Here is a 19,659-nt window from a genome sequence, read left to right on the forward strand (position 1 = left end):
GATGAATATGGAAAAATTAACGATTCGTTCAATTGATAGAAAAGACTTAAACAAAGCAAGTGAATTTGCAGCGCAAGGAATGAATTACTCCAGCTATACAGAAAATCCTATCGTACTTTATCTCTATCGCCAGTATGCATTGTCATCATTGTTGATAAAATCAACAGTCACATTAGGTGCATATCTAGACGGTCAATTTGTCGGCTTTCTTTTTGCTCGCTTTGATGGGGAACCAAAAGTATCTGTTTCATGGGGAAGACGCTTGTTTGTTACTGTAGCAGAAAAACTGATTGGCTTGACCGGATATCAAGGTGCGATAGGAGCTTATGATCGAGCAAATCAAGAAATGTACCAGGAGTTTGCAACGAATCGCCCAGAAGGCGAAGTGACTTATTTTGCCGTCGATCCAGCTTTGAAAGGTAAAAGGATCGGCTCTCGCCTGTTAGAAGAAATCAAGAAAAGCTATAAAAATAAACGAGTGTATCTCTATACAGATTCTAATTGTAACTATCAATTTTATTTGAAAAAAGGATTCGATATTTTTGAACGCCGACCAGTTGATTTTGGGGGAGAAGATTCGCTGACTTGTTTTTTACTAAGTGCAATCCTCTGATTGAATAAATGACGCTAGCGGCTATGCTATTCTTAACGTTGACTCATTGGTGAGTCGGCGTTTATTTTTCTTTTAGCAACTATGAGTTATAAGTAGAAGTTGAAGAAAAAAAACAAAAGTTCCTTTATAATCAAAATGGAGATTTTTTTAGTTGATGTAGTCACGGTGTTCTAACTAGAAAAATGCACTCTATTACTGATTTAGAAAGGAAGAAAACAGATGACATTATTATCTCAAATTTTAGTTACACTTGTTGCCTTGGAATTTCTTTATATCATGTATATTGAAACCTTTGCGACGGAATCTGCAACAACTAGTCGAGTATTCAACATGCCGAAGGAAGAATTAAGACGGCAGTCCGTACAGACTTTGTTTAAGAATCAGGGGATCTATAATGGGTTACTTGGTGTGGCATTGGTGTACGGCGCTTATTTTTCAAATGCACCAAAAGAAATCACGGGGCTATTATTGATCTATATTTTGCTGGTGGCGGCTTATGGTAGCTTTACTAGTGATCGCTTGATCATCGTCAAACAAGGTGGGTTAGCAGCAATTGCACTCATTACGTTATTCTTTTAGGATATAAAAGAAAAATAGCTGAAAAAATTATGAAAGTTTGTGAGAAAACTTACTTTAGTCAACAAAATATGCTATCCTATAACGTGCATTTTATCAATTTTTTATGAAAATGGGGTAGTAGTGTTGTTAAAGAATTATATTGGTTTATTGAAAAAAGAATTTTCTGGTTATAATCTTTCAGTATTACAAAAAGACTTATTGGCAGGTATTACAGTCGCGGCGGTTGCTTTACCACTCGCTTTAGCTTTCGGTGTTTCAAGTGGTGCAGACGCAGCTGCTGGTCTGATCACTGCTGTAATTGCTGGTCTAGTCATTGGTGGTTTATCTGGTGGGTTCTATCAGATTTCTGGTCCTACTGGTGCGATGGCAGCAATCTTGATGTCGATTGCCGCAAAACAAGGGATGCAAGGTGTCTTATTGGCTACTTTTTTGGCTGGAGTTCTTTTATTTGCTGCGGGTGTCTTACGATTAGGAACGCTGACTTCATTTATCCCTGCACCTGTCATCACAGGGTTTACCTCTGGTATTGCGATCATTATTGCTTTAGGTCAGATCGATAATTTATTCGGTGTTCATTCAGAAGGGGCCAATGTGATGGAAAAATTGGCTAGTTATCAAAATTTAGGCTTTGAAATTTCTTTGCCAACGATTTTAATGGGAAGTTTGGTCATTATTGGGATGTTGGTCTATCCTAAAAAATGGGGGCAAAAGATACCAAGCTCATTATTGGCAATCGTCCTCACAACTGCGTTGATGATGATCGTTGATTGGCCAATTGCGACCGTAGGGGAAATTCCCCAAACGTTGATCAGTAGTAACCGTTTGGTACTTGGTGATTTTAGTTTGTCAGCGATCCAAACAGTGATCGTACCAGCAATCAGCATTGCACTGTTAGGTATGATCGAAAGTTTGTTGTGTGGTGCTTCGGCAGGCCGAATGGCGAATCGTCAGTTAGATAGTAATCAGGAGTTGGTCGCACAAGGAATTGGTAATCTACTGTTACCATTTTTTGGTGGGATTCCAGCTACAGCAGCGATTGCTCGAACGAGTGTCGCAATCAAATCCGGTGCTCAAACCAGAGTAGCTGGAATGATCCATGCAATCGTATTGTTTCTATCCATGCTTATTTTTGCACCAATCATGTCGAACATTCCGATGCCAGCATTAGCAGGTGTATTGATCGTCACTGCTTGGCGTATGAATGAATGGGAAACGATCAGAGAACTATTTGCTAAAAGATACTGGTCAGCGCTTCTTCTGTTTTTCTTGACGATGGGGTGTACAGTGATTTTTGATCTAAGTATTGCAATCGTTATAGGAATTATTAGTGGGTGTGTCTTTTTTATTGTTAAGAGTGCAGCCATCACGATCTCAGTGGAGGAAATCGATTGGCAGCGAATGAGCTTACCGGAAACGAAAAAGTTGGATAATTGGGCAGTTGTTTATATCAGTGGTCCTTTATTCTTCATGTCCGCTGAACGATTGAAAGCGACATTAACAGAATTAGCAGATAAAGAAGGAATCATTTTTTCAATGCGCGGGGTGCCAAGTATTGATTTGACGGCGCAAAGTTTATTTGAAGAATTTCAAGAAAAAGCTGCTATAAAAGAACAAACGATTATTTACACCTCGTTACAACCAGAAGTGGAAAAGCAATTGCAACATCTTTGGGAAAAACAAAAGACAGAACAACATCTTACGGTGGCTCATGCGCTGACCTCTTTACACAAACAATATATGTTAGACAGTGAAATATAGTCAGTGGGTTCGCTAAAAAAATTTGTGGCTGCCGCCTATTCTAAGGTAAAATAAGTGTATAGACGTTCGGGAGGTAGGAATGGATGAACATCAAACAAGTGAGTGAAGAAAAAGGAATCTCTGCGGATACGTTACGCTACTATGAACGGATCGGTTTGATCCCACCGGTGAACCGAACAAACGGAGGTATCCGAGACTATACTGAAGAAGATTTACGTTGGGTCGATTTTACCTTATGTATGCGTAGTGCGGGTTTATCGATTGAATCTTTGACTGAATATATTCGTTTATATAGCGCTGGGGATGAAACAATCCTTGCTCGTAGGGATCTTCTTATGGAAGAAAGTGAACAATTGGCAAAAAAAATTGCAGAGATGCAAGCTTGTCAGGAACGTCTCCAAAAGAAAATCGCGCGTTATAACCAAGATTTGGTCAAAGGAGATCCAATCTTAGCTTGATTTAGTCGCTAAAACCAAGAACCAACCAATCAATCAATCATGATTTGTGAGACTGGTTGGTTCTTTTGTTGCCTTTACTTTTTTTCAGCAAGTATTTTTCCAAGTTTTTGCCAATCTTCTAAAATCATTTCTGTCAGTGTTCGATTATAAAAAATGGCCGCCGGGTGGAAGAGTGGAAGAATACGATACTGTTTAGTAGAAAATTGATAAGCATCATGCTGTGGATTCAACTCTAAGACTGGTCCGGTATACAGTTTTCCATGATTTTTTGAAATCGTGTAGCCGTTACCTAATAAACGTTGTAGCCCAATATTGCCTAGCGTGGCAATCAAAAAGGGCTGTACATGTTGTAGTTCGTAATCTAAGATTGGTGCATGAGCAAAAATTTCCGTTTTACTGGGCGTTCGATTCGGATAAATGGTCTCTGATTTTTTTGTCCGTCCATTAATGCGTTGGACGATTCGATAAGGACGGCTTCTGACAGCGCTAGTAATATACACTTCATCTCGAGATAAACCTACTGATTTTAGTGCGTTCATCAACTCTTTGCCAGCTTGGCCGCTAAATGGAATGTGATTCTCAATCTCTGTTTTACCAGGGGCTTCGCCAACTAACATCAATTTGGGTCGGATAGGACCTTGCCCAGCGACAAATCCTTCCACACGGTGTCCTTGAATACGCCGAGTTGCTTCGTCCATCAAATGTTTTGGGTAATCCATAATATCAACTCCTATTCTTGTCCATTATAGAAAGAAATCGTTCAATTGACGAATGATTGGCAAAATAAAAAAGTTGTTGACTATTATAGTATGATTTGTTATTCTAGTAATGTTGTAATTGTGGTCTCCACAGCTACAACCGCACAGAATGAGTTTGATGAAGTACAGGACACCCTGTCACTCTGGATGGCGAGTCTAAGTATGAAAATAAGGAGGTGCTTTAAAGCATGTACGCAATTATTAAAACAGGTGGTAAACAAGTAAAAGTTGAAGTTGGACAAACAATCTACATCGAAAAACTTGACGTTGAAGCAGGCGAAAAGGTTGTATTTGACGAAGTTATTTTAGTAGGTGGCGAAACTACGAAAGTAGGCGCTCCAACCGTTTCTGGTGCAACAGTTGAAGGTACAGTTGAAAAACACGGCAAACAAAAGAAAGTCGTTACTTTCAAATACAAACCTAAAAAACACTCACACCGTAAACAAGGTCACCGTCAACCATACACAAAAGTGGTTATCGACGCGATCAACGCTTAATCTGCGTTTGAGAAAGAAGGCCTAAACAATGATCAAAGGGACATTTAAACGAAATGACGCTGGTCAAATCGTTTCATTTACTTTGACTGGGCATGCTGATGCCGGTCCTTACGGAAGTGATATCGTTTGTGCAGGTGTTTCTGCCTTAGCGATCAGCACTGTCAATGGGATTTCATCATTAGCTGGTTTTGAACCGATTGTTGACATGAATGAAGAAGAAGGCGGCTATTTGTACGTTGAAGTAATTTCACGATTGACACAAGAGCAAAACAATATTGCAGAAATCTTATTGGAGAATCTCCTATTAGGTTTACAATCGATCGAAGCTGAAAACCCAGAATATATCCAAACAAAAACAATTAATGATAAATAGGAGGTGCAGACCATGTTATTAACAATGAATCTACAATTATTCGCCCACAAAAAAGGTGGCGGTTCTACATCTAACGGCCGTGACTCAGAATCAAAACGTCTAGGTGCAAAACGTGCTGACGGACAAACAGTTACAGGTGGATCAATTCTTTACCGCCAACGCGGAACAAAAATTTATCCAGGTGTGAACGTAGGTATTGGTGGAGATGACACTTTATTTGCTAAAGTTGACGGTGTTGTTCGTTTTGAACGTAAAGGTCGCGACAAAAAACAAGTGTCTGTTTATCCAGTAGCTCAAGAAGCTTAATGAACAGTTGGCTCTATTCCTTGCCTAGCGAGGGATAGAGTTTTTTCATTCTTTCTGAATCAATAATGATTTCCGGCTCAAACAGAGTCAGGCTTTTTTTGCATTGGGAGAATGATTGGCTGTAAAAATAGTTGGTTTACTATTTTCGCTAGTTCTAACTGCAAAAAGGTATCGTGCAAAGTAAAAAAGAGATAATCGTTTTCTGTTATCTGAAAAAATAGTACACGTTTAGACTTGTCTCAATTGCTTAATAAATAAACAACAAATGTTCTTTTTTTGTTTTGAGCGTGTCTTATTTTCTTTTTGATATAAATAGTTGACGAATAGTGATTAAATCAATAGTATTAGGTTTTAAGGACAAGAGAAGAGGGGCGAAAATATTGGCAAAACGAATTGACCGAATTTATACGTATGTCAAAGAAAAGACCGCTCATTTATCTATAGATGAAAACGATCAAGGTGTAACGACTCAAGAGATCGCGGAAGTTTTGGGTATTCAACGTACCAATAGTAGTAAAGATCTCAACAAATTAGTACGTGAAGGAAAACTAAAGAAAACGGATGGCCGTCCAGTTCGGTATGTCTATCAAGAAAGACCGACCATTGAGAAACCATTAGCCAAATATGTACCTAGTTATAAAGAAGAATTGACTCACGTAAAAAAACCGAGTCTTCAAGTAGATACGAAAGATATTTTTGCCAAAATCATTGGCGCCAATGGTAGTATGAAAAACTCAGTGGAACAAGCAAAAGCTGCCATTTTGTATCCTCCCAGAGGGTTGAACTGTTTGATCACTGGACCGACTGGTTCTGGAAAGACTTATTTCGCTCATGCGATGTTTCATTTTGCTAAAACCAATCATGTGGTGGAAGAAGACACAGAGTTGATCGTCTTTAACTGTGCCGACTATGCTAATAACCCTGAATTACTGATGAGTCATCTTTTCGGGTATGTCAAAGGTGCGTTTACAGGTGCGGAAGAAGAAAAAATGGGAATCATTGATCAAGCGGACGGCGGGATGCTTTTCTTGGATGAAATTCATCGACTCCCACCTGAAGGACAAGAAATGATTTTTTATTTTATGGACCATGGTACCTATAGCCGATTGGGCGAAACAACGAAATCTCATGAAGCGAATGTTCGGATCGTCGGTGCAACGACTGAAGATCCAGGTTCGGCATTACTTGAGACATTTGTACGCCGTATCCCGATCAATATCAAGTTGCCTGCTTTTGATCGACGTCCAGCGAATGAAAAAATCGATTTAGTCAAAATCATGATCGCTCATGAAGCGAATCGTACGCAAAGAAAAATTTCTTTGACAGAAGATGTTGTGAAAGCGCTAATAGGCAGTGTTACTTATGGAAACATTGGACAGTTGAAGTCGAATATCCAATTGGTATGTGCGCGAGGATTTCTAAACCACATGAACAAACCTGAAATATCGATCACGATCGATGATTTAACTGAAGGGATTCGTAGTGGTTTGATCCAACTAGCAAGTAATCGAAAAGAAATGGCAGAGTTATCCAAGATACTTGATCCTAAAATCACCGTTTTTCCGAACGATGATGTGATGCAGTTACAGGCAGACTCCTATGAGTTGCCTTATAATCTTTACGACATTATTGGTGATAAAGCTGCTTTGCTCAAGTCAGATGGCTTGGATCAAGAAGCAATCAATCATTTTATCTCAACAGATATCAATATCCATTTAAAGTCATTCTATAAAGATCACGGTTTTTCATTTAATGCAGATAATAAGTTGGCGGAATTTGTTGACTCTAAAATTATTGAAGTAACGAATCAGATTTATCTCATGGTGAAGCAATCTTTACCATATGAGTTTCAACAAAATTTTATTTATGCGATGAGTCTGCATATCAGCTCTTTTCTGAAACGAATCCATTTAGGAGAAGAGCGGCATACAAATGACAATATCCGAGAAATGGCTATTGATTTTCCTGAGGAATACGCACTGGCGAAAGAAGTACGGAAACATATCGAAATGTACTTCCAAGTGGAGATCCCAGAAAGTGAAGATTACTATTTGACTGTATTACTTGTTTCATTACGAGCTAATCAAGCAAGTGGTCGGATCGGGGTCGTTGTGGCTGCACATGGCAATAGTACCGCAAGCAGTATGGTGCAAGTGGTTCAACAGTTGCTAGATGCGGATAACGTCCGGGCGGTTGATATGCCACTAGACATGGACCCGAAAACTGCTTTAAGTCGGATTGAGCGTAGTGTGCAAGAAGTAGATGAGGGGAGTGGAACGATTCTTCTGGTGGATATGGGTTCACTTGCGTCCTTCAATGCTCAGATACAGCAAGATACGGGTATCCCTGTTCGAACAGTCGATATGGTCACGACTTCTTTAGTTTTAGAAACAGTACGTAAAGTGTCGGTGCTGGGAACAGATCTTGACTTGCTTTATGAATCTTTGAAGAATTTCCGAGGGTATGCTGAAGTCTCAAGTGGAAATGTTGCGGAAGCGGACGACAAACAACGAAAGGCCGTAGTGGCCATCTGTGCCTCAGGAGAGGGAACAGCACAACGAATCAAATCGTTGATCGAGCGTGCAGTCAGTAAAAGGCAAGAAGCTCAATTGGAAGTAATTGCTTTGTCCATCGTTGATTTGAAAACTAAACTACCAAAGATCCAAAAAAATTATCAAATCATTGCGACGACTGGGATCACGGACCCGCATATCGATGCACCATTCATTCCATTGGAAAGATTTATTGATCAAAACATTGAGGTGATTTTAGATCAATTACTGTTAGAGTCAGAGTTAGATGAAACCGAAGATGTTTTATTAAATGAAGAAACAGCCAAAAGTACATGTGTGTCATTTATCGCAGATAATTTTACATTTATCAATGGAGAAAAGTTAATCGATCCTCTTTGGAAATTTGCAGATGGGTTAATGGATTCAGCAAGCATTGATGTAAAAGAATACGGATTTATGATCAACCTTGTTCTACATGCGGCGGGCATGATTGAGCGTGTCATCTTAAATGAACCGCTCTCTGTAGAAAATCAAGATAATCGTTCGATTAAAAACGATCCGCTCTATGTTAAAATTGTTGAGCCACTAAATGAGTTAGAAGGAAAGATCAAAGTCAAGTTTCCGTTAGAAGAAGTGTATTATCTATTGAAAATGATCACTAACCATTTAGAGAAAAAAGAATACACTAATGAAGATATACACAAAAAAGATACACTATTTTAGTGTATCTTTTTTGTGTATTGTATAAGAAACCATTAAATCAAGCAGTGTATCTTTTAAAAGTTGGCACGTTTCTTGCTTTTATTAAAGTGTGCTTAACGGAAATGCTTCCGACAGAAGTGGGGAGATGTTTTGAGTAGTGATTTAATAAAAAGGAGATTTACGAATGGATATTCGATTAGCACGTATAGACGATCGTTTGATCCATGGGCAAGTTGCAACTGCCTGGTCTAAATTGACTGGCGTTGAACGTATCATCGTCATAAGTGACGTAGTAGCGAAAGACAAGTTAAGGAAGTTTCTTTTAAAAGAAGCTGCTCCACCAGGGATTATGGCAAATGTCATCACTGTTGAAAAGATGATCCAGATCTTTGAGAGTGGACTCTTAGCGCGAACGAAAGTGATGCTTTTATTTACTAATCCTAAAGACGTTGAGAAAATTGTCCGAAGTGGTATCCGAATTGATTCTCTAAATATCGGGGGAATGAGTTTTTCTGAAGGAAAGACCATGATCACAAATTTTGTGTCCGTCGATCAACGAGATATCGAAGCCTTTCATTTTTTGGATGGTCAAGGTGTGGAGTTGGAGATTCGGAAGGTGCCCGCTGATCGGAAAATCTTTTTAATGGAATTACTGACCAAAGCCAAGAAAGCATAAAATTGTTGTTGCGTAACGGTCAAATGTATCTGTTGTAAAAGGTAAGCACTTATTTTTATTTTTGATTTTGTTACAACAAAAAGAAGTAGGAGGTATAAATATGGTAGGGATTATCCTAGCAAGTCATGGGCAATTTGCTGAAGGAATCTTACAATCGGGTTCAATGATCTTTGGCGAACAAGAAAACGTCAAAGCTGTTGTTTTACAACCGAGTGAAGGTCCAGATGACTTGAGAGCCAAATTAGAAGAAGCAGTCGCTTCCTTCGATAACCAAGACGAAGTCTTATTCTTAGTTGATTTATGGGGCGGAACACCGTTCAATCAATCAAACACATTATTTGAAGAACACAAAGATAAGTGGGCAATCGTAAGTGGTTTGAACTTGCCTATGCTGATCGAAGCATATGCTTCACGTTTTTCAATGGAATCAGCACATGAAATTGCTGCTCATATCATTGAAACAGCAAAAGAAGGCGTGAAAGTCAAACCGGAAGAATTAGAACCAGTAGTAGAAACAAAAGCTGCGGCACAAGAAGCTGCACCTTCAGGAACACCTGGTAAGTTTACTTATGTTTTAGCACGTATTGATTCACGTTTGTTGCATGGACAAGTAGCAACTGCTTGGACAAAAACAACAAATCCAACACGGATCATCGTTGTATCTGATGCTGTAGCAAAAGATGAGTTACGTAAAAAATTGATCCAACAAGCTGCACCTCCTGGTGTAAAAGCACACGTTGTACCAGTTGAACAAATGATCAAACTTGCAAAAGATGATCAACACTTTGGCGGTCAACGCGCATTGCTATTGTTTGAAAATCCTCAAGATGTCGTGCGTGCAGTTGAAGGTGGCGTACCATTAGAAACAGTGAACGTCGGATCAATGGCACATTCTCCAGGTAAAGTACAACCGAACAAAGTACTTGCTTTCAGTCAAGACGATATTGATTCATTCAATAAATTGAAAGAATCTGGCGTGAAATTCGATGTACGTAAAGTACCGAATGACTCTAAAGGAAACATGGATGAAATTTTGAAAAAAGCGCAAGAAGAACTAAAAAATCGTGCTTAATTAATTATCAGAAAAAATGGAGGATTACTATCATGGATTTAAATATTATTCAAGTGATCTTAGTCATCATCGTTGCATTTTTAGCTGGTATGGAAGGAATTCTTGATGAATTTCAATTCCATCAACCAGTTGTTGCATGTACGTTGATCGGCTTAGTAACTGGAAATCTAGTTCCTTGTCTTATCTTAGGTGGTACATTACAAATGATCGCTTTAGGTTGGGCAAATATCGGTGCCGCTGTCGCTCCCGATGCTGCATTAGCATCTGTTGCATCTGCAATTATTTTAGTTTTAGGTGGTCAAGGTTCAGCCGGCGTTTCTTCAGCAATCGCGATTGCTGTGCCACTTGCTGTTGCTGGTTTATTATTAACAATCATTTGTCGTACGATTGCGACAGCGTTTGTTCATCTGATGGATGCTGCTGCAAAAGATGGTAACTTTAGAAAAGTTGAATTATGGCATGTTGTTGCTATCTGTATGCAAGGTGTTCGTATTGCAATCCCTGCTGGTTTGATCTTAGCTATTGGTGAAGGTCCAGTAAGAAGCTTACTTGAATCTATGCCTGTTTGGTTGACAGACGGTTTAGCTATCGGTGGTGGAATGGTCGTTGCCGTAGGTTACGCAATGGTTATCAACATGATGGCTACAAAAGAAGTATGGCCATTCTTTGCAATCGGTTTTGTATTGGCAACTGTATCAGAAATCACTCTTATCGGTCTAGGCGCAATCGGTGTTGCTTTAGCTCTTATTTACTTGGCACTTTCTAAACAAGGTGGTTCAGGTAACGGCGGAAGCTCAAATACTGGTGACCCACTAGGCGATATCATCGATAACTATTAAAGGAGGCGTTCACGAAATGGCAGAAGAAAGAATTCAATTATCTAAAAAAGATCGTATTTCTGTTTGGTTGCGTTCGACTTTCCTTCAAGGATCATGGAACTACGAACGTATGCAAAATGGTGGTTGGGCATTCTCAATGATCCCAGCGATCAAAAAATTATATAAAACAAAAGAAGACCGTGCGGCTGCGTTGACTCGTCATTTAGAGTTCTTCAACACTCATCCATATGTTGCTTCACCAATTCTAGGGGTAACTCTTGCACTGGAAGAAGAACGTGCAAATGGCGCACCTGTTGATGATGTTGCGATTCAAGGGGTTAAGGTTGGTATGATGGGACCTCTAGCTGGTATCGGTGATCCAGTCTTCTGGTTTACAGTAAGACCAATCCTTGGAGCGCTAGCTGCTTCTCTAGCGATGGCTGGAAATATCTTAGGCCCAATCATTTATTTCGTCGCTTGGAATATCATCCGTATGGCATTTATGTGGTATACACAAGAATTCGGCTATAAAGCAGGTTCTAAAATCACAGAAGATTTATCTGGTGGTTTGTTGCAAGACATCACTAAAGGTGCTTCGATCTTAGGTATGTTCATCTTAGGTTCATTAGTTAACCGTTGGGTATCAATCGGCTTTGCGCCAGTAGTATCAAGCGTTAAACTTGACGAAGGTGCTTACATTGATTGGAGTAGTTTACCTGCAGGTGCAGAAGGTATCAAGAGTGCGTTGGAACAACAAGCAGCTGGCCTTTCTCTATCTGACTACAAAGTAACAACATTACAAGACAACTTAGACAGCTTGATCCCTGGATTAGCTGCATTGTTACTAACATTGTTCTGTATGTGGTTATTGAAGAAAAAAGTTTCACCAATCGTTATCATTCTTGGATTATTCGTAGTGGGTATTGTTTTCCACTTAATCGGATTAATGTAATCTAAGTCAATAAAAGACAAGCTGTGACAGAAATCAATCATTGATTTTTGTTGCAGCTTTTTTCTTAGAATGCGACGAGACTTTACTTCAGCTTTCTTCCGATCGAATGGTGGATGATTGTGGAAAACTGTTTATTAGAGATAGTATCTATGCTCGAAAAGGCATACTATTTATGATAAGATGTCTTTGATATAGAAGTAAAAAACGTGAAATTAAAAGTATGGCTAAGCTGAACGAATGGCCAAATCATTGAAACAGTAAGACTTCTGAGTACTGTAACTTTAGATTGATTAGAAATGGAGTGCTTGAAATGGTACAATCCCTAAATACAAAAGTTGACTTAACGATGAATGCGACATCTTATCTAGGTGTGGCAGAATATGGGAAGATCATGATTGGTGACAATGGTTTTGAATTTTACAATGATCGTGATGCACGGAAATTCGTCCAGATCCCATGGGAAGAGGTAGATGTCGTGATTGCCTCGGTGATGTTCAAAGGAAAATGGATTCCACGTTTTGCGATTCGCACAAAGAAAAACGGAACCTATTCATTTTCTGCAAAACATCCCAAGGAAGTTTTGCGCGCAGTCCGTAAGTATGTTGACCCAAGTCACATGGTTCGCTCTTTAAGTTTGATCGACGTTGTCAAGCGAGGCGTGATCGGTATTTTCAAGCGTAAATGATTTGTAGCTAGCCCTCATCGTTTGCCTGCTATTTATTTCTTATGATAAAATTAAAGAGTAAAGAGGGAGGTTATACGATGAGTTGGTTATGGACATTGATTGTTGGTGCAATCATTGGAGCGATTGCTGGAGCAATCACAAGTAAAGGAAATTCAATGGGATGCATCACAAATATTATTGCTGGTTTGATTGGTTCAACGATCGGTCAAGCGATTTTTGGCAACTGGGGACCAAGCGCTGCTGGTATGGCACTTATTCCATCTATTTTAGGGGCAGTGATCTTAGTTGCAGTTGTCTCATTTTTCTTTGGTAAAAGATCTTAGAAATGAAAGTCTAAAGCGTTTTGACTTGAGGGAAAGCTCAAGCCAAAACGCTTTGTTCGTTTCTATTGAAGGAATTTATCTTTCCTATGCCTTTAAAAAAGAAAGTTTGCTATAATGATAAAAAGAGTGCAAAGAAAGAAGGAATTTACACATGATGTTACGAGTAGAAAAGTTACGCAAAAAAATGCGAGAAGCGAATCTAGATTCATTTTTGGTGACAAGTCCTTACAATCTCCGCTATTTGACTAATTTTACAGGAACGACTGGGTTAGCGGTCATCACATTAGAGAAAGCCTTCTTTATTACGGACTTCCGTTATACAGAACAAGCAGCTGCGCAAGCGCAAGGTTTTGAGATCCTCAAAAATGTCGCACCAATTTTTGAGGAAGTCGCTGATTTGACTCGAAAAGAAGGATTGAAGAATCTAGCATTTGAAGAACGTACAGTTTCATTTTTAGAGTATTCAGTATTGGAAGAATTACTGGATGCAGAGTTGATCCCAGTTTCTGACATGATCGAAGAATTACGGGAAGTAAAAGATGAAGATGAATTAGTGATCATTGAAAAAGCTTGTAGCATCGCTGATATGGCTTATGATCATATCCTTAAAATGATCCAACCAGGGATGACAGAGATCGAGGTCGCGAATCAATTAGATTTCTATATGCGTTCACTAGGTGCATCAGGTGTGTCTTTTGAAACCATCGTGGCAAGTGGTGTTCGTTCAGCAATGCCACACGGAGTGGCTAGCCAAAAGATCATTGAACAAGGTGATTTGATCACGATCGATTTTGGTTGCTACTATGAAGGATACGTTTCTGACATGACACGTACGTTTGCAATCGGCGATCCTGGAGAACAACTGAAAGAAATCTATCAAATCGTTTTAGATGCCCAATTGGCAGTTCTAGAAGCAGCAAAACCTGGAGTGACAGGTATCCAACTTGATGCAGTAGCAAGAGACTACATCAGCAAATACGGCTATGGGGAAGCATTTGGCCACTCCACTGGCCATGGTATCGGCTTAGAGATCCATGAAGGTCCTAATGTATCTGCGCGAGCAGAGAAACCATTTGTTGTGGGCAATGTCATTACAGATGAACCAGGAATCTACTTACCAGGAATCGGTGGCGTCCGGATCGAAGATGACTTATTGATCACTGCTGAAGGAAACCGGGTATTGACTCACTCACCAAAAGAATTGATTATTTTGTGATAATCAGCATTTTTCAATAAATGTAAATGTCAAAACTCAGACTTTGTTATAGAAAATGGGCTCATTTAATGATACACTATAAGAGAAATCAAGCGATTGTAAACGGCGCGTTTTTTCACGCATGACTGATTTACAGGCGACAGTTTTCCTAGGTACATGACTTCGCTTTTTGAAGTGAAAGATGTATGTAGGCAAAAGGAGGAATAAATAAAAATGGCAGACGAAAAAAACTTAGTCTTACATGCTAATCAAGATTTAGGAGAAATCGTGATTGCACCAGAAGTGATCGAAGTCATTATCGGTATTGCAGCTTCTAAAGTCGAAGGGGTCTACGGAATGCGTGGGACTTTTGCTAGCAATGTCACAGAATTGCTAGGTCGCGCAGCGCATGGTAAAGGTGTATATTTAGTCAATGACGAAGAAGGTTTGAAAGTTGACTTATATTGTTATTTAGAATATGGCGTATCAGTACCAAAAGTAGCGATGGAAATGCAGGATCGTGTTCACCAAGAAGTGCTTTTCATGACCGACATTGCATTAGCTGAAGTCAATATCCATGTCGTAGCAGTTGTACCAGAAAAATTGGAACAACCAGCAATCGATGAACTTTTTGAGGACGAAGAGGAAGAAAATGAATAAAGAGTTATCAAGACACGAGATCCGCGAGATGGCATTACAGGCATTGTTCCCATTAGATTTTAACACTGATCTGACAAAAGAAGATGCGATTTTCAATGCGATCGAGTTGGACCATCAAGAGATGATCAATGAAGAGCAATCAGAATTTGTTCCAGTATATCTAGACACACTAGTTGGTGGCGTCTGTGCAAAAAAAGCATCGTTAGACACGATCATCGAAAAGCATTTAAAAAATAATTGGCGGATCAACCGCATTTCCAAAATGGATCTGATTATTTTAAGAATCGCGATTTTCGAAATGATGTACGTGGATGACGTGCCTGCAACTGTTGCATTGAATGAAGCAATCGAGTTAGCTAAAACATTCAGTGACGACCGTTCACGTAAGTTTGTAAATGGTATGTTATCGAATGTGTTAAAAGAATTAGAAGCTGGGGCGTAAGTCCTAGCTTTTTTCTATGATAGTTAGTAAATCTGGTTATGTTATAAGTGGTTTATATGGTAGAATGAAAGCAAAAATATCTGGGAGTGATCGTATGTCAGAATTGATGAATGGAAAAGAATTAGCAGAAAAAATGCAAGCAGAACTTGCGTTGAAAGTAAAAGAGCTTAACGAACGACAGATCAATCCCGGATTAGTTGTTTTATTAGTTGGAGAAAATCCAGCAAGTCAGGTCTATGTTCGTAACAAAGAACGAGTTGCGAATCAATTAGGTATTTATTCAAAAGTCGAGCGTTATAGTCAAAAGATCTCCGAAGATGAGCTTCTAAATGAAATTGAAAAATATAACAATGATCCAAGCTTCCATGGGATCCTTGTGCAATTGCCTTTACCAAAACATATTGATGAAGAGAAAGTGTTATTAGCAATCGATCCTAAAAAAGATGTAGATGGGTTCCATCCTTTGAATCTAGGACGTTTATTTGCAGGGAATCCTGATAAGATCCCTTGTACGCCTTTTGGGATCATGAAGATGTTTGAGGCATATGATATTGATTTGGCTGGTAAGCGTGCAGTAGTGATCGGTCGCAGTAATATTGTCGGTAAACCAATGGCGCAACTTTTGTTGATGGCTGATGCGACGGTCACCATTGCTCATTCAAAAACGAAAGACCTTCCAGCGTTAACTCGTGAAGCAGATATACTCGTAGTAGCTATCGGGCGTGGTCATTTTGTAACAAAAGACTTCGTTAAACCAGGTGCGGTAGTTGTCGATGTGGGGATGAATCGGGATGAAAATGGAAAACTGATCGGCGATGTCAAATTCGATGAAGTCGCTCCTCTTACAAGCTATATCACGCCTGTCCCTAAAGGAGTAGGTCCAATGACGATCACGATGTTGATGGCACAAACGGTCCAATCAGCTGAAGCAGAGCGAGGAGAGTTATGACGCAAGAATATTTAACAGTTACCACCTTAACTAAATATTTGAAACGAAAATTTGAAGCAGACCCATATCTGGAAAGAGTTTATCTAACTGGCGAAATCTCGAATTTCCGTATGCGAGCGAATGCGCATCAATATTTCAGTTTAAAAGATGATCACGCAAAAATCTCTGCAATCATGTTCAAAGGTGCTTTCCAAAAGTTACGTTTTCAACCAAAAGAGGGCATGAAAGTGTTGGTGATCGGTCGGATATCCCTTTATGAAGCCAGCGGTTCTTATCAAATTTACGTTGAACACATGGAGCCTGATGGTGTTGGTGCGTTGTATCAAGAGTTAGAAGAACGAAAAGAGAAATTGATGAAAGAAGGTCTATTTGCTGGACCTAAAAAGGCATTGCCGAGATTTCCAAAACGCATCGCCGTTTTAACAAGTCCTAGTGGTGCGGTCATTCGTGATATTATCACGACGATCAAACGCCGGTACCCAATCGCGCAACTTGTTTTGTTTCCAACTGTTGTGCAAGGAAACCAAGCAGCAGATGATGTCGTCCGCAATATCCAACGCGTTGAAGCGTTAGGAAATTTCGATACAATGATCATCGGACGTGGTGGTGGGTCGATCGAGGATCTTTGGCCCTTCAATGAAGAACGGGTGGCTCGTGCGATTTATCTAGCAAAAACACCGAGTATCTCTTCTGTCGGTCATGAGACAGATACGACGATTGCTGACTTAGTGGCTGATGTTCGAGCAGCGACACCGACGGCAGCAGCTGAGTTGGCTGTTCCAGTATTATCGGAAGAGTTGATGCGGATCAAGGAAAGACAAGCCCGATTAGAGCAAGGGTTTTTACGCCAAATCCAACGAAAACAAGAGCGGTTTGCCCGCTCAAGACAATCCTATGTCTTTCGCCAACCTGAACGTCTCTACGAGGGACAAACAATCAAACTAGATCAATTGCGGCAACGCTTGTATCAAGCAACGCAACAAATCTACTATGCAAAAGAAAAACAAACCATGACCTTAAGTCATCAGTTGCAACAAGTTGCACCAATTTATCGAGTGAAATCAGCCAAGCAAGAAACAAGCTACTTAGAAAAACGACTAGAAGAAAAAATGTACCAATATATGCAGCAACAGCAACAAAAGTTTCAACAGACGGTTCAGTCACTTGATTTACTTAGTCCTTTAAAAATCATGGGTAGAGGGTATAGCTACACCACGTTACATGATCAGGTGGCAAAAAGTGTCGATGAGATCCAAGTCGGTGATGAGTTAGTCATTCATTATGCAGATGGACAGGTCAAAGGCAAAGTGGAACAGATTAAAAAGGAGACAGAATAAGATGGCAAATCCAACATTTGAAGAATCATTGCAAGAATTAGAAAAAATCGTCATACAATTAGAGCAAGGAGACGTTCCTTTAGAATCAGCGTTAGATGCGTTCAAAAGAGGAATGGAATTAAGTAAGCAATGTCAAGATACTCTTTCTAAAGCAGAAGAAACCCTTACAAAAATGATGACTGAGACGAATGAAGAGATCACTTTTGACGAGAAAGAGGGGACACAATGAAACTAACCGAATTTTCTGCGACTCACCTTCCTTTGGTAGAAGAAGAAATGGTTTCTTTCATTACGGAATATACTTCGGATGAACGCTTGAAAGAAAGCATGATCTATTCGATCCATGCAGGAGGAAAGAGAATCCGTCCACTTGCTTTATTAGCAACCGTGGCTTCTTTTGATGCCAAGATCGATGCTTCTGCTTATCAAGTAGCAGCAGCATTAGAGATGATCCATACGTATTCATTGATCCATGATGATCTTCCAGCAATGGATAACGATGACTTGCGTCGAGGAAAACCAACCAACCATAAAGTTTATGGGGAAGCAATCGCAATTTTAGCAGGGGATGGATTATTGACGGGTGCCTTCCAGTTGATCAGCATGACCCACTTAGCGAACTCACCAAAATTGTTATTATTGCAACAATTGGCTGTTAGTGCTGGGACACAAGGCATGGTTGCAGGACAAGCGGCAGATATCCAAGGGGAAACGAAAGATTTGACGCTAGAAGAACTAGCATTGATCCATGAACGAAAGACTGGGCGTTTGATACGTTATGCTTTGCTAGCAGGTGGGATTTTAGCAGAACAACCAGAAGAAGTTTTGGTACAATTACAACAAATTGCCGCTCATCTGGGATTAGCTTTTCAGATCCGTGATGATTTATTGGATGTGACTAGTACGACAGAAGCATTAGGAAAAACAGCTGGCAAGGATGAACAAGCGGATAAAAATACGTATCCACGCTTATTAGGGGTCGAGCAAACAAGAGCTGCGTTGCAACGAGAAATCCATTCCGCCCATAGGATCATTGCCGAGTTAGAACAAGAAGTTTGTTCATTTGATGGAGAGATTCTTCGTCAGTTGGTCAAACGATTTGATGAGAAGTGAGGAAGAGGATGGAAAAAGAACGAGTAGATGTATTAGCCGTCAAACAAGGGCTATTTGAAACAAGGGAACAAGCGAAACGTTCCGTGATGGCAGGATTGATCTATAATGAAAAAAATGAACGTTTTGATAAACCAGGAGAAAAAATCCCCGTTAGTAGTGAATTAAAAATCAAAGGGAAAAAATTACCGTATGTTTCTCGTGGTGGATTGAAACTAGAAAAAGCATTAAAACAATTTGATCTAACAGTCAAAGATAAAGTATTGCTTGATATTGGGGCATCCACAGGAGGCTTTACCGATGCTGCCTTGCAAAATGGAGCAAAAATGAGCTATGCCTTAGATGTAGGCTACAATCAGTTAGCATGGAAAATCAGACAAGATCCAAAAGTGGTCGTGATGGAACGTGTTAACTTTCGTTATGCAAAACCTGAAGACTTTGCTCAAGGTGTACCAGAAGTCGCTGTCATTGATGTATCATTCATCTCTTTGAAGCTGATGCTACCGCCATTACATGCAATTTTGAAGCCAGAGGGTGAAGTAATTGCATTGATCAAACCACAATTTGAAGCAGGTAGAGAAGCAGTCGGTAAAAATGGAATCGTTCGAGAAGCAACAACCCATCAACAAGTCATCGAACAAATTTTGACGTTTGCCACAGAGCAAGGGTTTGATGTATTAGATCTAAGTTACTCTCCTATTACAGGTGGAGAGGGAAATATTGAATTTTTAGCGCACTTAAAAAAAGTATCAGATAAAGGAACGATCTATGCGAACGTTGATCCAGCTCACATCGTTGAAATGGCTCATGAACAATTCACGCATAAGCGGTAGTCTAGAAATTGACAAAAAAGACTATGAGTTCTTCTTTATTAAGCGCTTAA

Annotated in this window: 23 protein-coding genes and 1 other annotated feature; of the genes, 22 read left to right on the plus strand and 1 reads right to left on the minus strand. The window is 39.7% G+C overall.

Features of this window, described 5'->3' with window-relative positions; all coding sequences use genetic code 11:
* Positions 1-7: 7 nt before the first annotated feature.
* The 4 genes from CYK55_RS04025 (at position 8) to CYK55_RS04040 (ending at position 3,408) form a co-directional block, all read left to right on the plus strand.
* Entirely contained in the window at positions 8-613 is a 606-nt protein-coding gene (locus CYK55_RS04025) for a GNAT family N-acetyltransferase (protein WP_126133979.1), read from the plus strand.
* A gap of 219 nt (positions 614-832) precedes the next feature.
* Positions 833-1,192 (plus strand): DUF1304 domain-containing protein, encoded by a 360-nt coding sequence (locus CYK55_RS04030; RefSeq protein ID WP_034690682.1) that lies wholly within the window; start codon positions 833-835, stop codon positions 1,190-1,192.
* 123 nt (positions 1,193-1,315) lie between these two features.
* Positions 1,316-2,950 (plus strand): SulP family inorganic anion transporter, encoded by a 1,635-nt coding sequence (locus CYK55_RS04035; protein ID WP_034690683.1) that lies wholly within the window; start codon positions 1,316-1,318, stop codon positions 2,948-2,950.
* An 83-nt stretch (positions 2,951-3,033) separates the two neighbouring features.
* Positions 3,034-3,408 carry a MerR family transcriptional regulator gene (locus CYK55_RS04040; protein WP_010736015.1) on the plus strand — a complete coding sequence of 125 codons (375 nt, stop codon included), beginning with the start codon at positions 3,034-3,036 and terminating at the stop codon, positions 3,406-3,408.
* A 74-nt stretch (positions 3,409-3,482) separates the two neighbouring features.
* On the opposite strand, the gene CYK55_RS04045 is transcribed toward CYK55_RS04040, so the two are convergent.
* Positions 3,483-4,127, minus strand: coding sequence for a uracil-DNA glycosylase (locus tag CYK55_RS04045; RefSeq protein WP_034690686.1), 645 nt, complete (start codon positions 4,125-4,127; stop codon positions 3,483-3,485).
* Between the two features lie 127 nt (positions 4,128-4,254).
* Positions 4,255-4,334: a sequence feature (ribosomal protein L21 leader region), on the plus strand.
* A 20-nt stretch (positions 4,335-4,354) separates the two neighbouring features.
* Between CYK55_RS04045 and rplU the strand changes: the two genes are divergently transcribed.
* The 18 genes from rplU to CYK55_RS04135 all read left to right on the plus strand — a co-directional run bounded on the left by rplU (position 4,355) and on the right by CYK55_RS04135 (position 19,609).
* A complete protein-coding gene (gene rplU, locus CYK55_RS04050) occupies positions 4,355-4,663 on the plus strand; it encodes a 50S ribosomal protein L21 (RefSeq protein WP_019723824.1) in 309 nt (102 codons plus the stop codon).
* A 28-nt stretch (positions 4,664-4,691) separates the two neighbouring features.
* Positions 4,692-5,036, plus strand: coding sequence for a ribosomal-processing cysteine protease Prp (locus tag CYK55_RS04055; protein WP_010736012.1), 345 nt, complete (start codon positions 4,692-4,694; stop codon positions 5,034-5,036).
* Between the two features lie 12 nt (positions 5,037-5,048).
* A complete protein-coding gene (gene rpmA / locus CYK55_RS04060) occupies positions 5,049-5,342 on the plus strand; it encodes a 50S ribosomal protein L27 (protein WP_010736011.1) in 294 nt (97 codons plus the stop codon).
* A gap of 380 nt (positions 5,343-5,722) precedes the next feature.
* On the plus strand, positions 5,723-8,578 hold the full coding sequence (locus CYK55_RS04065; RefSeq protein ID WP_126133980.1) for a sigma-54-dependent transcriptional regulator: 2,856 nt from the start codon (positions 5,723-5,725) through the stop codon (positions 8,576-8,578).
* 163 nt (positions 8,579-8,741) lie between these two features.
* Positions 8,742-9,233 carry a mannose/fructose/sorbose PTS transporter subunit IIB gene (locus CYK55_RS04070; RefSeq protein ID WP_034689886.1) on the plus strand — a complete coding sequence of 164 codons (492 nt, stop codon included), beginning with the start codon at positions 8,742-8,744 and terminating at the stop codon, positions 9,231-9,233.
* Between the two features lie 100 nt (positions 9,234-9,333).
* Positions 9,334-10,305: a mannose/fructose/sorbose PTS transporter subunit IIA gene (locus tag CYK55_RS04075; protein ID WP_010736008.1), complete on the plus strand. Its 972-nt coding sequence runs from the start codon at positions 9,334-9,336 to the stop codon at positions 10,303-10,305.
* Between the two features lie 32 nt (positions 10,306-10,337).
* The gene (locus CYK55_RS04080; RefSeq protein ID WP_034689884.1) at positions 10,338-11,144 is read left to right on the plus strand and encodes a PTS mannose/fructose/sorbose transporter subunit IIC; all 807 of its coding nucleotides are present in this window, start codon (positions 10,338-10,340) and stop codon (positions 11,142-11,144) included.
* 16 nt (positions 11,145-11,160) lie between these two features.
* Positions 11,161-12,075 carry a PTS system mannose/fructose/sorbose family transporter subunit IID gene (locus tag CYK55_RS04085; RefSeq protein WP_019724014.1) on the plus strand — a complete coding sequence of 305 codons (915 nt, stop codon included), beginning with the start codon at positions 11,161-11,163 and terminating at the stop codon, positions 12,073-12,075.
* Positions 12,076-12,385: 310 nt separating this feature from the next.
* Positions 12,386-12,760 (plus strand): DUF956 family protein, encoded by a 375-nt coding sequence (locus CYK55_RS04090; protein ID WP_034689882.1) that lies wholly within the window; start codon positions 12,386-12,388, stop codon positions 12,758-12,760.
* Between the two features lie 77 nt (positions 12,761-12,837).
* Complete coding sequence (locus CYK55_RS04095; RefSeq protein ID WP_010736004.1) at positions 12,838-13,083, plus strand: GlsB/YeaQ/YmgE family stress response membrane protein; 246 nt, start codon at positions 12,838-12,840, stop codon at positions 13,081-13,083.
* Positions 13,084-13,234: 151 nt separating this feature from the next.
* A complete protein-coding gene (locus tag CYK55_RS04100; RefSeq protein WP_126133981.1) occupies positions 13,235-14,299 on the plus strand; it encodes a M24 family metallopeptidase in 1,065 nt (354 codons plus the stop codon).
* A 213-nt stretch (positions 14,300-14,512) separates the two neighbouring features.
* Positions 14,513-14,938, plus strand: coding sequence for an Asp23/Gls24 family envelope stress response protein (locus tag CYK55_RS04105; protein ID WP_010736002.1), 426 nt, complete (start codon positions 14,513-14,515; stop codon positions 14,936-14,938).
* A complete protein-coding gene (gene nusB / locus CYK55_RS04110; protein ID WP_010736001.1) occupies positions 14,931-15,380 on the plus strand; it encodes a transcription antitermination factor NusB in 450 nt (149 codons plus the stop codon). The genes CYK55_RS04105 and nusB overlap by 8 nt, the downstream gene beginning before the upstream one ends.
* Before the next feature lie 94 nt (positions 15,381-15,474).
* Entirely contained in the window at positions 15,475-16,329 is an 855-nt protein-coding gene (locus CYK55_RS04115; RefSeq protein WP_034689878.1) for a bifunctional methylenetetrahydrofolate dehydrogenase/methenyltetrahydrofolate cyclohydrolase, read from the plus strand.
* The gene (gene xseA, locus CYK55_RS04120; RefSeq protein WP_034689876.1) at positions 16,326-17,666 is read left to right on the plus strand and encodes an exodeoxyribonuclease VII large subunit; all 1,341 of its coding nucleotides are present in this window, start codon (positions 16,326-16,328) and stop codon (positions 17,664-17,666) included. The genes CYK55_RS04115 and xseA overlap by 4 nt, the downstream gene beginning before the upstream one ends.
* Before the next feature lies 1 nt (position 17,667).
* Positions 17,668-17,895, plus strand: a complete 228-nt coding sequence (locus CYK55_RS04125) for an exodeoxyribonuclease VII small subunit (RefSeq protein WP_034689874.1) — start codon at positions 17,668-17,670, stop codon at positions 17,893-17,895.
* Entirely contained in the window at positions 17,892-18,779 is an 888-nt protein-coding gene (locus tag CYK55_RS04130) for a polyprenyl synthetase family protein (RefSeq protein WP_034689871.1), read from the plus strand. The genes CYK55_RS04125 and CYK55_RS04130 overlap by 4 nt, the downstream gene beginning before the upstream one ends.
* Positions 18,780-18,787: 8 nt before the next feature.
* Positions 18,788-19,609, plus strand: coding sequence for a TlyA family RNA methyltransferase (locus CYK55_RS04135; RefSeq protein ID WP_126133982.1), 822 nt, complete (start codon positions 18,788-18,790; stop codon positions 19,607-19,609).
* Positions 19,610-19,659: the final 50 nt, after the last annotated feature.

The organism is Enterococcus mundtii, assembly GCF_003957375.1.
Classification (GTDB): domain Bacteria; phylum Bacillota; class Bacilli; order Lactobacillales; family Enterococcaceae; genus Enterococcus_B; species Enterococcus_B spodopteracolus.